Source organism: Psychroserpens sp. NJDZ02, from assembly GCF_004843725.1.
Lineage (GTDB): Bacteria > Bacteroidota > Bacteroidia > Flavobacteriales > Flavobacteriaceae > Olleya.
In genome coordinates this window covers 698,002-712,118 of the sequence record NZ_CP039451.1, presented here as the reverse complement: position 1 = coordinate 712,118, position 14,117 = coordinate 698,002, and the positions used below count along the sequence as shown (strand labels likewise).

At 33.3% G+C, this 14,117-nt stretch carries 15 protein-coding genes; 7 read left to right on the top strand and 8 right to left on the bottom strand.

Translation table 11 applies throughout. The annotated features are described in order from the left end of the window. Together E9099_RS03195 and E9099_RS03190 are read left to right on the top strand one after the other, a co-directional pair. Positions 1–633 (top strand): YceI family protein, encoded by a 633-nt coding sequence (locus E9099_RS03195; protein ID WP_136582272.1) that lies wholly within the window; start codon positions 1–3, stop codon positions 631–633. Between the two features lie 57 nt (positions 634–690). Continuing rightward, positions 691–1,065 carry a hypothetical protein gene (locus tag E9099_RS03190; RefSeq protein ID WP_136582271.1) on the top strand — a complete coding sequence of 125 codons (375 nt, stop codon included), beginning with the start codon at positions 691–693 and terminating at the stop codon, positions 1,063–1,065. Between the two features lie 124 nt (positions 1,066–1,189). On the opposite strand, the gene E9099_RS03185 is transcribed toward E9099_RS03190, so the two are convergent. Both E9099_RS03185 and E9099_RS03180 read right to left on the bottom strand, forming a co-directional pair. Then, on the bottom strand, positions 1,190–1,765 hold the full coding sequence (locus E9099_RS03185) for a DUF2911 domain-containing protein (protein ID WP_136582270.1): 576 nt from the start codon (positions 1,763–1,765) through the stop codon (positions 1,190–1,192). A 2-nt stretch (positions 1,766–1,767) separates the two neighbouring features. After that, positions 1,768–2,571 carry a DUF6503 family protein gene (locus E9099_RS03180; protein WP_136582269.1) on the bottom strand — a complete coding sequence of 268 codons (804 nt, stop codon included), beginning with the start codon at positions 2,569–2,571 and terminating at the stop codon, positions 1,768–1,770. Positions 2,572–2,716: 145 nt separating this feature from the next. Between E9099_RS03180 and E9099_RS03175 the strand changes: the two genes are divergently transcribed. From E9099_RS03175 to E9099_RS03165, 3 genes are all read left to right on the top strand, one after another. Further along, positions 2,717–3,175, top strand: a complete 459-nt coding sequence (locus E9099_RS03175) for an RNA methyltransferase (protein ID WP_136582268.1) — start codon at positions 2,717–2,719, stop codon at positions 3,173–3,175. Between the two features lie 27 nt (positions 3,176–3,202). Then, positions 3,203–4,084 carry a GTPase Era gene (gene era / locus E9099_RS03170; protein ID WP_099570439.1) on the top strand — a complete coding sequence of 294 codons (882 nt, stop codon included), beginning with the start codon at positions 3,203–3,205 and terminating at the stop codon, positions 4,082–4,084. Positions 4,085–4,171: 87 nt separating this feature from the next. Next, entirely contained in the window at positions 4,172–5,701 is a 1,530-nt protein-coding gene (locus tag E9099_RS03165) for a choice-of-anchor I family protein (RefSeq protein WP_136582267.1), read from the top strand. A 50-nt stretch (positions 5,702–5,751) separates the two neighbouring features. Here E9099_RS03165 and E9099_RS03160 read toward each other — a convergent pair whose 3' ends face one another. Beyond that, the gene (locus tag E9099_RS03160) at positions 5,752–6,249 is read right to left on the bottom strand and encodes a GTP-binding protein (RefSeq protein WP_136582266.1); all 498 of its coding nucleotides are present in this window, start codon (positions 6,247–6,249) and stop codon (positions 5,752–5,754) included. A gap of 97 nt (positions 6,250–6,346) precedes the next feature. Between E9099_RS03160 and der the strand changes: the two genes are divergently transcribed. After that, positions 6,347–7,654, top strand: a complete 1,308-nt coding sequence (der, locus tag E9099_RS03155; protein WP_136582265.1) for a ribosome biogenesis GTPase Der — start codon at positions 6,347–6,349, stop codon at positions 7,652–7,654. Between the two features lie 110 nt (positions 7,655–7,764). Then, positions 7,765–10,536: an outer membrane beta-barrel protein gene (locus E9099_RS03150; RefSeq protein ID WP_136582264.1), complete on the top strand. Its 2,772-nt coding sequence runs from the start codon at positions 7,765–7,767 to the stop codon at positions 10,534–10,536. 243 nt (positions 10,537–10,779) lie between these two features. On the opposite strand, the gene E9099_RS03145 is transcribed toward E9099_RS03150, so the two are convergent. The 5 genes from E9099_RS03145 to E9099_RS03125 are packed head-to-tail and all read right to left on the bottom strand — an operon-like array spanning position 10,780 to position 14,027. Further along, positions 10,780–11,640: a TPM domain-containing protein gene (locus E9099_RS03145; RefSeq protein WP_136582263.1), complete on the bottom strand. Its 861-nt coding sequence runs from the start codon at positions 11,638–11,640 to the stop codon at positions 10,780–10,782. A gap of 8 nt (positions 11,641–11,648) precedes the next feature. Continuing rightward, positions 11,649–12,089, bottom strand: a complete 441-nt coding sequence (locus E9099_RS03140; RefSeq protein WP_136582262.1) for a TPM domain-containing protein — start codon at positions 12,087–12,089, stop codon at positions 11,649–11,651. A gap of 3 nt (positions 12,090–12,092) precedes the next feature. Beyond that, positions 12,093–12,689 (bottom strand): LemA family protein, encoded by a 597-nt coding sequence (locus E9099_RS03135; protein ID WP_136585125.1) that lies wholly within the window; start codon positions 12,687–12,689, stop codon positions 12,093–12,095. Positions 12,690–12,726: 37 nt separating this feature from the next. Beyond that, complete coding sequence (locus tag E9099_RS03130) at positions 12,727–13,056, bottom strand: MerR family transcriptional regulator (protein WP_101017192.1); 330 nt, start codon at positions 13,054–13,056, stop codon at positions 12,727–12,729. Beyond that, positions 13,056–14,027: a M23 family metallopeptidase gene (locus tag E9099_RS03125; protein WP_136582261.1), complete on the bottom strand. Its 972-nt coding sequence runs from the start codon at positions 14,025–14,027 to the stop codon at positions 13,056–13,058. The genes E9099_RS03130 and E9099_RS03125 overlap by 1 nt, the downstream gene beginning before the upstream one ends. Between the last annotated feature and the right edge of the window lie 90 nt (positions 14,028–14,117).

Genomic DNA, 14,117 nt, shown 5'->3' with positions numbered 1-14,117 from the left:
ATGAAACTACTATTAAATAAGACAACCTATTTGGTTTTAACGTTATTGATTTTTTCATGTAACACTTCGAAAAAAGAAAAAACAAAAATAAGCGATGCTGAAACCGTAAAAGAAGAGCATTTATATTCTATTGATACAACAGGTGTGTCGGTTTTATGGACTGCATATAAATTTACTGATAAACTTGGGGTTAGTGGTCAGTTTGATAATTTTAAATTTTCGGGACCTAATAAAGCATCGTCTATTGAAGCATTACTAAAACAAGCAAAAATAGCAATACAAACAGCTTCTGTTAATTCTAATTTAGAAATAAGAGACACCAAATTGGTCGCTTCCTTTTTTAAAGTATTTAATACCGATACTATTGAAGGCACTGTAGTAGAAGCAGGTCAAGGTAAAGGGGTTTTTAGTTTAAAGATGAATACGATGAGAAATCCTTTAAATTATACCTATTCGTTTAAAAATGATACTATAATTATGTCTGCAAAAATTGATTTAAAGATATGGAAAGGGGATGAAGCCATGCAGTCGTTAAATAAAGTGTGTTATGATTTGCATACAGGAACAGATGGGATTTCAAAATTGTGGCCTGATGTAGCTGTGCAAATCAAACTTCCTGTTAACACAAAGTAAGGTTTTAATTAGTCTTATGTAGGAAATATAGTTACCTCTAATTTTAATAGAAAAAACATGAAAACAGAAAAAAACTTAGGAATTTGGATGGATCATTCCAGCGCAAATCTGATTGATTTAAATACCAAGAAAGAGAGTCAAACCATAGATTCCAAATTTAATTTTGACACCAAGGAAGAGGCATTGAGTAAAAGCGAAAGTCTAATGCATAATAAACGGCAACAGATGAATGACGCTTATTATAAGGAAATTGCAAATGCTATTTTAAATTATAATAATGTGCTTTTGTTTGGTCCAACCAATGCGAAAACAGAATTGTATAATGTCTTGAGAAAAGATTTGCATTTTAAGGATGTTAAAATTGATGTTGCCCCAGCTGATAAGATGACAAACCACGAGAAAAGTGCCTTTGTAAAAAAACATTTTGAATAGAAGATGCTATTTTAAGTGCTATAGAACCGTATGTTTTAATAAAAAAAAACCGATAAAGACAACTTCATCGGTTTTTTTGTATAGTATGTTAGCTAGTGTTTTAAGTTAGCTTACTTGACTTCATTTATTTTAAAGTAATAGGAAACTCAGCAACTGTAGTATCCCAACCTATTTTTAAATGAACTGTGTTTTTAGAAGCTTCGTAAAGAGAAATTGATAAGTTTTCAATCACTTTATTGCTTTTTGAAACCGGTACAGTTACACTAGCAACATCTTTACTAGCATCGTATCCGTAATTTCCCCAACCATCTAATTCTGTGTTTAATTTTAAAGTCCATTCTGTAGCAGTAGGAATAATAATTACAGTATAACGTCCAGCTTTAATCTCTTTTCCACCAAAAGTAACATCGTTATTAAATAAGATTTCAGTAGACTCGTTAGCTCCAACTCTCCAAGCTTCACCAAATTTTAATAATTCACCAAAAACAACTCTTTCATTTTTAGAAGGACGTGAATAGGTTACACGTATTTGTGGTTCTAAAGCTTTTTTCTCAGCTTCATCTTTTTTAAAGGCTCTTTTTGTTGCGTTTTCAGGATAGTAAGCACGGTCCATTGTGCTTTTGTCCATTTTTGCAAATTCTTGAGCGTTTACAGTCGATCCTGTTAATACAATTGCGATAATAAATAGTAGTTTTTTCATTTCTAGTTTTTGTTTAAATTAATTATGTTCTCGGTTTTTATTTTTGAAAGTTCTTTTAGCTTTTCGGCTTCAAGAAGTTTTGGTAAATCTTTTAAAGGTGTGCCAACTTCAGCTTCGTAATTAATATAATCCTGAAACGTTATGCCATCAATAACTCTAGAGTTGTAGGCGCTTCTAAATCTAACACCACCATCATTCACTTTATAACTGTAAGCTAGGTAATCTACCTTTTTAGTATCTTTGTTTATCCAATAATAAAACTGATCGTCGTGGTCTTCTCCGCCACCAGCTTCATTAAAAGTAATTTCTATAACAGCATAATTTTTGTTTTTAATGGTCGTGCTTTCAATGTATTTAACATTAACGGCGCTGTCGTTTAGTTTGTAAGGAAGGGTTGCAAAGTAAATGACAGAGTTTATAGCACCTGTAGCGCTTGCTTTTGCTTTGTCAGAAAGGGTTACTGGTTTATCATTAACGGTTCTTGAAAAGGTGTCATTCTCTAAAATATCTATTGTTATAGTTTTACCTTTTTTAACCGTTTTTGTGTAGGTATAATTAGTGCCTTCATTTTTAAATTGATAGTTATTATCTCTAAATGTAAAAGCATAATTCGCGGAGTTGTATAAGTCTCCACCGTGCGCAAGAATAGTTTCATTTAAAACCGTTTGTCCTTTGTCCAGTTTTTCAACTTTAGGAGTGGTAGTTGGTTCCTGTAAAATAGTTTCAGGTTTATTTTTTTCTACCGTATTACAAGAGGCTAATAACGTTATAGATAAAACGAGTATAACCGATTTAAGTGTTGTCATTTATTAATTTTTATATGAAACTACACATTTTGTCGTTTTTATGTCAAGACCTTTCAGTTAATTAATAAAACTTTAAGAGATCTCAATCCATTGATATAATTTAAGGGAGTGTTTGTAATTTATATAAAAATTTTACTTTTGTAAAATGGTAGATAATTTTGAAAATGAATATTTTGGTATCGGTATCCAAAATGGTAAAACACCAGAAAATTTGGGTGTACTATGGCGTACAGCTCAAAACTTAGGTGCTAGTTATATTTTTACTATTGGTAATAGGTATGCAAAACAAGCTTGTGATACGCACAATGCGGTAAATGCAATGCCTTATTTTCATTATGCTACTTTCGACGATTTTTATAATAATATTCCTAAAGGGGCTAGATTGGTTGGTGTGGAGTTGGACGATACTGCGGTAGATTTAGAAACGTTTCATCATCCTAGACGTTGCGTTTATTTACTAGGAGCGGAGGATCATGGATTATCTAAACAAGCGATAGCAAAAAGTCACTTTTTAGTTAAATTTAAGTCACCTTTAAGTTTAAATGTATCCGTTGCAGGAAGTATTGTGATGTACGATAGAGGAATAAACAAACCAAGGTCGTAACTTTGCGGTCTATTAAATAAGATTAAGATGGCACATAAAGCAGGTTTTGTAAATATTATTGGTAATCCAAATGTTGGTAAATCAACACTTATGAATGCATTTGTAGGCGAAAAACTGTCTATAATTACTTCTAAAGCGCAAACTACAAGACACAGAATTCTTGGAATTGTAAACGGAGAGGATTTTCAGGTTATATTAAGTGATACACCAGGGATTATCAAACCCGCATACGAGTTGCAAGCCTCTATGATGGATTTTGTAAAGTCCGCTTTTGATGATGCAGATATCTTAATTTATATGGTCGAGATTGGTGAAAGAGAATTGAAAGACGAAGCGTTTTTTAATAAAATCACCAATGCTAAAATTCCAGTCTTATTATTACTTAATAAAATAGATAAATCTAATCAAGAGCAATTAGAAGAACAAGTGCAATCTTGGGCGACTAAAGTTCCAAATGCAGAGATTATTGCAATTTCTGCTTTAGAAGGCTTTAATGTGAAAGAGGTTTTTGATAGGATTATTGAATTATTACCAGAATCACCAGCCTTTTATCCAAAGGATCAATTAACGGACAAGCCAGAACGTTTTTTTATAAACGAAACTATTCGCGAAAAAATCTTAATGCATTACAAAAAGGAAATCCCTTATGCAGTAGAGATTGATACGGAAGAGTTTTTTGAAGAAGACCAAATAATCAGAGTAAGATCTGTAATTATGGTAGAACGTGAGACGCAAAAGGGAATCATCATTGGTCACAAAGGAAGTGCGTTAAAGCGCGTCGGAGTAGAGGCTAGAAAAGATTTAGAGAAATTCTTTGGAAAACAAATTCACTTAGAACTTTACGTTAAAGTAAATAAAAATTGGAGAAGCAATCAACGTCAATTAAAACGTTTTGGTTACAATCAATAGTAATTGGTAATGTAATCGTTGCTTTGGCTTAACTTTAGGTTAAAGGTTATGTCTCATTTTTAGGGTTTATAAAAAATCAATCTAAAAATGAAACATTTAAAAACAGCAGTATTACTTTTTTCTACTTTATTATTTCTGCATTGTGCAGATGATGACGATAATACAGTGGATCTACCAACGGTAAATACCACTGTTAATTTTACGTATAAAACCACCATTAATGTTGGAGGGGAGGCTGCTGCCGAAATTTCAGCATATGATAAGATTATAAAAAAGCTATTTGTAACTAATGCTGAAAGTAATGAGATTTCGATTTACAACCTTTTAGATTTAGATAATCCTATTCAAGAAGCTTCCATTAGTTTAAGTGCTTTTGGATCACCTAACAGTGTGGCTGTGTTTGATGGTAAGTTGGCTGTTGCTGTTGAAGCACCAATCAAACAAAATGCTGGACAAATAAGAGTCTATAATACTTCTGATAGTTCATTATATAATCAATATACCGTCGGCGCTTTGCCTGACATGGTAACGTTTTCTAAAGACGGCAATTTTATTCTATCCGCTAATGAAGGTGAACCTAATGCTGATTACACAGACGACCCAATGGGGACGGTTAGTATAATCGATTTAAATACTGATACGGTAACCACTTTAGATTTTACAAGTTTTAATAGTCAAGAAGCTGCGTTGGAAGCGGATCACTTTAGAGTTACAGGTTTAAATGCAGACTTGGCAAAAGATGTAGAACCAGAATATATTACCATTTCTGAAGATTCGCAGACGGCTTGGGTTTCACTTCAAGAAAATAACGGAATTGCAAAAATTAGTTTATTAACTAAAACAATCGAAGCTATTTTTCCTTTAGGTTATAAGGATCATATGTTGGCAGAAAATAGTTTGGATGCAAGTAATCAAGACGGTATAACCGAACTTAAAAACTGGCCAGTTAGAGGATTATATCAACCGGATGCTATTGTGTCTGTTAGAATAAATGGAGCTGATTATGTTATTTCTGCAAATGAAGGGGATGCCAGAGAATATGAAGGAACACCGGGATACACTGATATTGACAGGGTAAAGGATTTAACTTTAGATGCTACGATGTTTCCAGCGTCAGAGGAGTATCAAAATGAAGCTAATTTGGGACGTTTAAATGTGATGTTATCGGAAGGTGATACAGATAATGATGGCGATTTTGATTATTTATATAGTTATGGTGCGCGTTCTTTTACCATTTGGAATGGTAACGGTGGTTTAGTATATGATAGTGGTAATAGTATTGCTAGAGAAACTTTAGCAGCAACACCAGACCGTTTTAACGACGAAGATAAACGTAGTGATGATAAAGGTGCCGAGCCTGAAAGTGTAGATGTTTTAAATATAGGAGATCAGCGTTATATATTATTCGTTGGTTTGGAACGTACAGACCAAGTGATGATGTATGACATCTCTAATCCTAATGCTCCAGTGTTCTTGTCTATTTTATCACATTCAGGTGATGAGGCTCCAGAAGGTTTATTAACAATTCCTGCAATAGACAGCCCAACCGGTAAAGACCTGCTAATCGTGTCTAACGAAGATAGTGGTACGGTCAGTTTTTACGAAAACCAACAGTAATATAAAATTAAAGACTACAATAAAAGCTCTAGTGTTAACTGGAGCTTTTTTTATTCATCTAAAACACGACTCATAAACGCGTATAAATCTGTCATTTCTTTCTGGTTAGAACTTTTGCTCATTCGTCCTGCAAAATAAAGGACAAACCATATAATCGTCATGCCTATTAATCCCCAAACTTGTAATTGGTAGTTTACTTTTAAAGCATAATTGGAGTATGCCCAAACACAAAAGGCTACAAATAATCCAGCAACTATAAAATGTAGAAACATAAATAAAGTCCAAACGGTTGGGTTAGGTCCAAATAAACCATACAACTGACTTTTGTTGTTTTCTAGGTCGTTAATCTCTAAATGGAGTTGCGGAGACCAGAAATGTTGTTCTGCTTTTGGGAGTTTAATAAATACATGATCGTCGATTCTAGAGACAATAAACTGACTCTGATTGTGTTTTTTAGCTTCAAAAGCCTCTAAAACAGACGTGTGTTGTTTATTTAATTCTATTTTGAATCGTGGACGTAGCACGACTTCATTTAAATTTTCATTCATAATTATCTCATAATGAAAGTAAAATACTATTTTTTCTCGAACTAAACACTACCTTTGCACTCGCTTACAGGATATGTAATGCATAAAAAGATAAATTATGAGTAATATAGTAGCAATAGTAGGAAGACCTAATGTAGGGAAATCAACATTTTTTAATCGTTTAATTCAACGTCGTGAGGCAATTGTTGATGCGGTAAGTGGTGTAACAAGAGATAGACATTACGGAAAAAGTGATTGGAACGGAAAAGAATTTTCGTTAATCGATACAGGAGGTTATGTAAAAGGAAGTGATGATGTTTTTGAAGCTGAAATTGATAAGCAAGTAGAATTAGCTATTGATGAAGCAGATGCTATTATCTTTATGGTTAATGTAGAGGATGGTGTTACAGGAATGGATGAGGATGTTGCACGTTTATTACGTAAAGTAACAAAACCAGTATTTTTAGTAGTTAATAAAGTAGATAACGGTAAGCGTGAAGAAGATGCTGTTGAGTTTTACAGCCTTGGATTAGGAGATTATTTTACCATTGCAAGTATAAATGGTAGTGGAACAGGAGATCTTTTAGATGCTGTTGTAGAAGCTTTGCCAGAAATAGAAGAAATACAAGAAGAAGATCCTTTACCACGTTTTGCGGTAGTTGGTCGTCCAAATGCAGGAAAATCATCTTTTATTAATGCTTTAATAGGAGAAGATAGATATATTGTTACTGATATAGCTGGTACTACAAGAGATTCTATAGATACTAAGTACAACCGTTTTGGGTTTGAATTTAATTTAGTTGATACTGCAGGGATTCGTAAAAAATCAAAAGTAAAAGAGGATTTAGAATTTTATTCTGTAATGCGAAGTGTTCGTGCTATTGAGCATGCTGATGTGTGTTTATTGGTGGTTGATGCTACTAGAGGTTTTGATGGTCAAATTCAGAATATTTTCTGGTTAGCACAACGTAACAGAAAAGGAATTGTAGTTTTAATTAACAAATGGGATTTAGTAGAAAAAGATCATAAGTCTACTAACGAGTTTGAAAAACATATCAAAAAACAATTAGAGCCATTTACAGACGTGCCAATTGTATTTATTTCAGTATTGACAAAACAACGTATTTTTAAAGCTATCGAAACTGCTGTAGAGGTTTATAATAACCGTTCTAAGCGTATCAAAACAAGCGAACTTAATGAGACGTTACTTCCAATTATAGATAATTATCCGCCACCAGCTTACAAAGGTAAGTTTGTTAAGATTAAATACATCATGCAGTTACCTACACCGCAACCACAATTTGCATTTTTCTGTAACTTACCACAATATGTACGTGAAGGTTATAAGCGTTATTTAGAGAATAAATTACGTGAGTTATATGACTTTAAAGGGGTGCCTATCAGTGTATATATGCGTAAAAAATAATGATTCTAAATTAGTTTTAAGTTTTTATTAAGACTAAAAATAGTATCGCAAGGTTATTTTCGTTGAAAATTATTAGCTGTTAATCAGACTTTTAAAATCAACCAAAACCAATGCGTTACCTAATCTTTATTGTCACACTTTTGTGTGCATTCACCTCATTTAGTCAATCCAAAGAATTTGTTATAAAAGGTCAGGTGTTTGATGACTTAGATCAAACACCTCTTGAAGCAGCTACAGTATATCTGGAGCGTGTTAAAGATAGCAGTTTGGTTACGTATACCATAACAGAAAAAGACGGTGCATTTAATATGGAAGATGTGACCGGTGAGGACAATTTAAACTTATTGGTGTCTTATGTCGGTTATAAGGCTTACAAGAAAAAAATTGCAATTAAAGCAGGGATTATAGATTTAGGCGCTATAAAACTACAAATTAGTAATTCTTTAGATGAGGTTTTAATTAAGTCTTCAGCACCCGTAACCATTAAAAAGGACACGTTAGAGTTTAATGTTAATTCTTTTAAAACTAAAAAAGATGCTACGGTAGAGGATTTATTAAAACAATTACCTGGAGTAGAAATTGACGAAGAAGGTAAAATTAAAGTAAACGGTAAAGCCGTTAATAAGATATTGGTTAACGGAAAACCGTTTTTTGGTAATGACCCTTCTATTACTATAAAAAATCTTACCAAGGAGATTATTGAAAAAATTCAGGTAGTAGATACCAAAACTAAAAGTGAAGCTTTTACTGGAGAGGAAGGAGACAAAGAAAACAAAACGATAAACCTTACTATTAAAGAAGAAAATAATAAAGGTGTTTTTGGACGTATTGCAGCTGGTATTGGTACAGATGATCGCCACGAGTTTGCAGGAATGTTTAATCGATTTGATAATGATCAACGCATAAGTGTTTTAGTCGGTGGTAATAATATCAATTCTCCTGGTTTTAGTTTTGGCGAAATCCAAAAAATGTTTGGTAGTGGAGGAGGGCGTTCGTTTAGTAGTAATGGTTCCTTTAGTCTTAATGGAAGACAGTTTGGAGGTGGTCAAGGAATTACAACGTCTAAATTAGGAGGCGTTAATTATGCAGATGCCATAGGAGAAAAAACAGAAGTCTCTGCAGATTATTTTTATTCGAATAGTAATTCTGAAAATGAATCGGCATCACAACGTGAGACCATTTTATCCGATTCTAGATACTTTTCAAATTCAAATTCACGTTCTAATAACGATACAGAAAGCCATTCGGCGAATTCTGATTTTGAAATAAAAATTGATACGACCTTTTTTATTAATATAAAACCCTCATTTTCTAATTCAACGAGTACAACAGATTATAAAAGTGAAGATGAAACATTAGATGAAGACAGAGTGTTGACCAATCAATCAACGTTAACTTCCTTTGTAGAAACTAAGGTTAATAATTTTTCAAATGAAATTAATGCCACTAAAAAGTTTGGTTCTAAAGGAGCCTTTTTAAAATTTGGTGTTAATAATAGTTTTAATAATAGTGAAAGTGAAGATTTTATAAATTCCAATACAGAGGTTTTTGGGTCTTCTCCAGAGTCCATAAACAGAAATCAATTAACGGATGGTGATAATAATAGTAATAACCTGAAGACAGATGTTAGTTATAGGTTACCTATTAAAGAGAAAGAATTTTTCGTAAATTTTAATTACGAATATCAGTTTAATAAAGATTATAATAAAGAAAGTACATTTGACTTTAATACTGTTTCTAATGGTTATGATACCTTTAATGAAGCTTTAAGTACAGATTTTGAATATACAGACGAAAGGAGTTCTCCTGGAATAAGTTTAAGCTATAGGAAAGAAAAATGGTCCGCAAGATTTGGTGCAGATTACGTGCTTAGAACTTTAAAAAATCAAGACGGATTGCGACCTGAATTTAATGTAGAAAGAGATTTTACTGCGATCGAGTTAAATTCGCATTTTGATTATAAATTTAGTAAGAAAGCATCCGTCTATGCTAGTTATAGATTATCTAATAGGCCTCCGTCTTTAAGGCAATTACAGGCTTTTGAAGATGTGTCTAATCCATTAAATACAATTATAGGTAATCCTAGTTTAGAGCCGACTAACGAACATAGTTTATATGTAGGTTTTAATGCTTATAATTGGCAAGAGCGTACTGGGTTTTATATGTATGGAAGTATTCGTAAAAAGGAAAATGCCGTAATATCTAAAACAACTACCGATTCAGAAACTTTAAAACGAGTAACAACTTATGACAATGTGAGTGGTAATCAAGATGGTTATTTTGGTATGGATTACAGCAAGAAATTTAAAATAGACTCCTTACAGTCAGTAAGGGTGAAAGTGGGTAACTGGTCTAGTTTTTCCAAGAACATTAACTTTAATAATGATGTGCAATACGCAAGTAATGTGTTAGTGTTTACTCCTAATGTGGGGATTGATTATATTTATAATGATGTTTTTGAATTTAAACCGCGCTACCGTATCACGTTAACAAATAACAAATATGATATTGATGCCTTTGAAGATCGAAATTTCACCTCTCATAATTTAGATTTAAATACGGCCTTTTTCTTGCCTAAAGGACTAGAGTGGCGGAATGATATTACCTATAATTATAATGCTAACATAGCAGATGGTTTTCAGAAAGATGCTTGGTTTTGGAATGCTAGTATTGCTTATTCTGTTTTAAAAGATCAAGGATTAGTGACTTTAAAAGTGTATGATTTACTAAATCAAAATACTAACGCGAGGCGCACGGCAACACAAGATTATATACAAGATACGCAGAGTACGGTATTACGTCAATATTTTATGCTTAATTTTAGTTGGAAGTTCAATAGTTTGGGATCTAAAGGAGAGACAAAAGGTAATGGTATGCACTAAATGGATTAGTTTTGTCATTGCGAGTTATGTCTGTTAATAGATTGTATCGGTTAATCTAAAAAAAAAAGCAACGTCTTAGTTGCTTTTTTTGGTTTAGATAGGTTATCTATTATTCGTTTAGACTAATGTAGTTATTAACTATAGTGTCATTTTGGTGTGTATGATACAATGTGTTTTCATAAATAATGAAGCTTATTTCTCAATAAAAATGAATAGTTAAGAAGTGTTTTTAAGATGAGTTAGTTACCAACCACCTGAAGCACCTCCACCACCAAAGCCTCCACCTCCGAAGCCACCACCAAAGCCTCCGCCTCCAGAAGAACCACCGAAACCGCCTCCTCCAAAACCACCAGAGCCACTTCTGTAGCCTCCGCGACCAGCATTACTTAGTATTATAGCTTCAAGTATGCTTCGTGATGTATTGCGTCCACCTCCAAAGTGATCCGTGCCATTACCACCTCTTCGATTTTTAGATATAGAAATTAAGATAATTATAAAGATGATACCTAAAAAGAAAATGACTCCTACTGGAAAGTCTTCTGAAGTATCATTTTGACGTGAGCCTTTATACTCACCTTTCATAACTTCAAAAATAGCGTCAGCACCTCTATTTAAGCCTCCGTAGTAATTGTTTTGCTTAAAGAAAGGTATGATGTCTTGATCTATAATACGACGCGACAAGGCATCGGTTAATAGGTGTTCAACACCATAACCGGTGCTAATGTTTATTTTTCTGTCATTTCTGGCTAGCAAGATAAAAATTCCGTTGTCCTCTTTTTCTTGGCCAATACCCCATTCTTGAGCCCAATTAGTTGCTAAGTAATTAATGTATTCGCCTTGAGTAGACGGTATAATGGCTACGACTATTTGAGTGGAAGTCGTGTCGGAGTACTTGATAAGTTTAGTCTCTAATGCGTTTTTTTGAGCTGTAGATAGTAATTTAGCATAATCGTAAACACTAGTTTGTCCTCCATTAGCTTTATCTGGTTTTGGTGGAATTTTAAACTGAGCAAAGCCTGTGCTAAAGGACAGTAGAATAGCTAATACAACAAGTTTTAGTGCATTGTTTTTTATCGATTGCTTACTGATTATTGAAGACTGCATTCTGAATATCATCCTTTAGAAATAGTATTGCTTAATTCATTAGTGTCATCGTCTTTGATAGGGAAATGAGTTTTTAGTTGTTGTCCAGCATGTAAAATGCCATCCACTAAACCCTGTTTGAAATCGCCTGATTTAAAATGGTTTTCAATGATTGTTTTAGTATCATCCCAAAAAGATTTAGGGACCAGATTATTTATACCTTCGTCACCATATATTCCAAATTTATGGTCGTCAACTGCAACATAGATTAAAACGCCATTTCGATCCCTAGTATTGTCCATTTTTAAATAGGAAAAAACCTCTAATGCACGAGATTCTAAATCGGCATTACAGGTTTTTTCGATATGTACACGGATTTCTCCAGAGGTATGGTCTTCTGCTATACAAATAGCGTCAACAATTTCTTGCTCTTCAATAGTGGATAAAAACGATTCTACTTGTTCTTGCATAAATTAAAATTGGACTTTAGGAGCGTTTTCACTTCCTGGTGATGCTTTAAATAAACCAAGCGCTTCTTTATTAATGTAGTTTGCAACGTAGCTAGTAGGGAATTTAGCAATAAAGATATTGTAAGCTCCTGCTAAGCCATTAAATCTATTACGCTCAACGTTAATTCTATTTTCTGTACCTTCTAATTGACTTTGTAATTCTAAAAATCCCCTGTCAGCTTTTAATTCAGGATAACGCTCTACAGAGACTAATAATTTTGATAAAGCACCGCTTAATCCTTGTTGCGCTTTTTGGAATTGAGCAATATTTTCCGGAGAGATAGCACTGGCATCAACATTAATTGTTGGTTTTGTAGCTTCTGCTCTAGCTTTTATTACAGCTTCTAATGTTTCTTTTTCATGATTGGCATATCCTTTAACGGTAGCCACAAGATTAGGTATTAAATCAGCTCTTCTTTGGTAAGAGCTTTCTACGTTAGCCCATTGTGCTACTGCAACACCTTCTTTTTCTATAATTTCGTTGTTGACACCAATGCCCCATTTGAATATTATAAAGGCCAGAATTCCAATAATTATGATAGGTATAAGTAATTTCTTCATGGTAGATGATTTTTTAGTGTTGCCTTCTGGTAGTTGTTTATAGTTCATTTTTTAATTTTATTAGTTGTGCTTTGACTCCTTCTAATTTAGTTATAATTTCAAAGTTATCAAGGGTTTTCTTTTTTTCTTCTTTTAAATGTGTTTTTGCACCGTCTAAAGTAAAACCGCGCTCTTTTACCAAATGATAAATTAGTTGTAAGTTTTTTATATCTTCAGGGGTGAATTTTCTATTTCCAGTTACTGTTTTTTTTGGTTTTAAGACATCAAATTCTTTTTCCCAAAACCGAAGTAATGAGGTGTTTACATCAAACGCTTTTGCCACTTCACCAATGGAATAATAGCGTTTTTCTGGAAGGTCAATAATCATTAATCTAAAGATTGGTTTTCTACCGAGGCATGTCGCAGAAGTTTGTTAAATTCTTCAGGAGATAAACTACCGTAGTAAAAATTCATAGGATTAATACGTTGCCCATCCTTAAATATTTCATAATGGACATGTGGTGCCTGAGAGCGTCCTGTACTACCAACAAAACCTATTAAATCCCCTCGTTTTACTTTTTGATTTTTTTGAGCTACAAATTTAAACATATGTGCATACAGGGAGATGTACCCATAACCATGATCTATTCTAATGTGGTTTCCATAACCAGCAGAATTATTATCAGCACGCACTACAACACCATCTCCTGAAGCGTAAATAGGAGTCCCTCTGGGAGCTGTAAAGTCCATACCCCAGTGCATTTTTCTAAGTTTAGTAAAGGGATCGGATCGCATACCATATCCTGAGGCCATTCGGCTTAAGTCCTCATTACTTACAGGTTGTATCGCTGGAATAGCTAATAATAATTTTTCTTTTTCTTCAGCTAAAATTGCAATTTCGTCTAGTGATTTTGACTGTACAACTATACGTTTAAGGAGTACGTCAATGCGTTTATTGCTGTTTACAATTAGTTGAGAGTTGTCATAGCCTTCTAATCTTTTATATCTATTTACACCTCCAAAACCGGCTTTACGTTGTTCTTCTGGAATGGGGTTAGCCTCAAAGTACAAGCGGTAGATAGCGTTGTCACGATCTTCGATGTTTGCCAAAACCATTTCGGCTTCTTCCATTTTCTTGTTAAGTAAATCAAACTGTAAATCTAAGTTAGCTAATTCGCGTTTTAAAGCTTTTTCTTTTGGCGATTCAAAATAGTGCCCACCTATAAAAACAAATAGAAAACTAAATAAGGCAGCAGCAATTAAGAATAAAGATATAAACTTAAATGTGCGTCTTTTTCTGCGCTCTATCTTTTTATAAGAGAGCGTTTCAGAATCATAATAATATTTTACCTTACTCATTATCTAAAATATTCTATTTTTGCAATTATAAAAGCTGAATTTTCAGCAAATAAAAATAGTTAACGAATAACAAATATATAAATTGTTTTA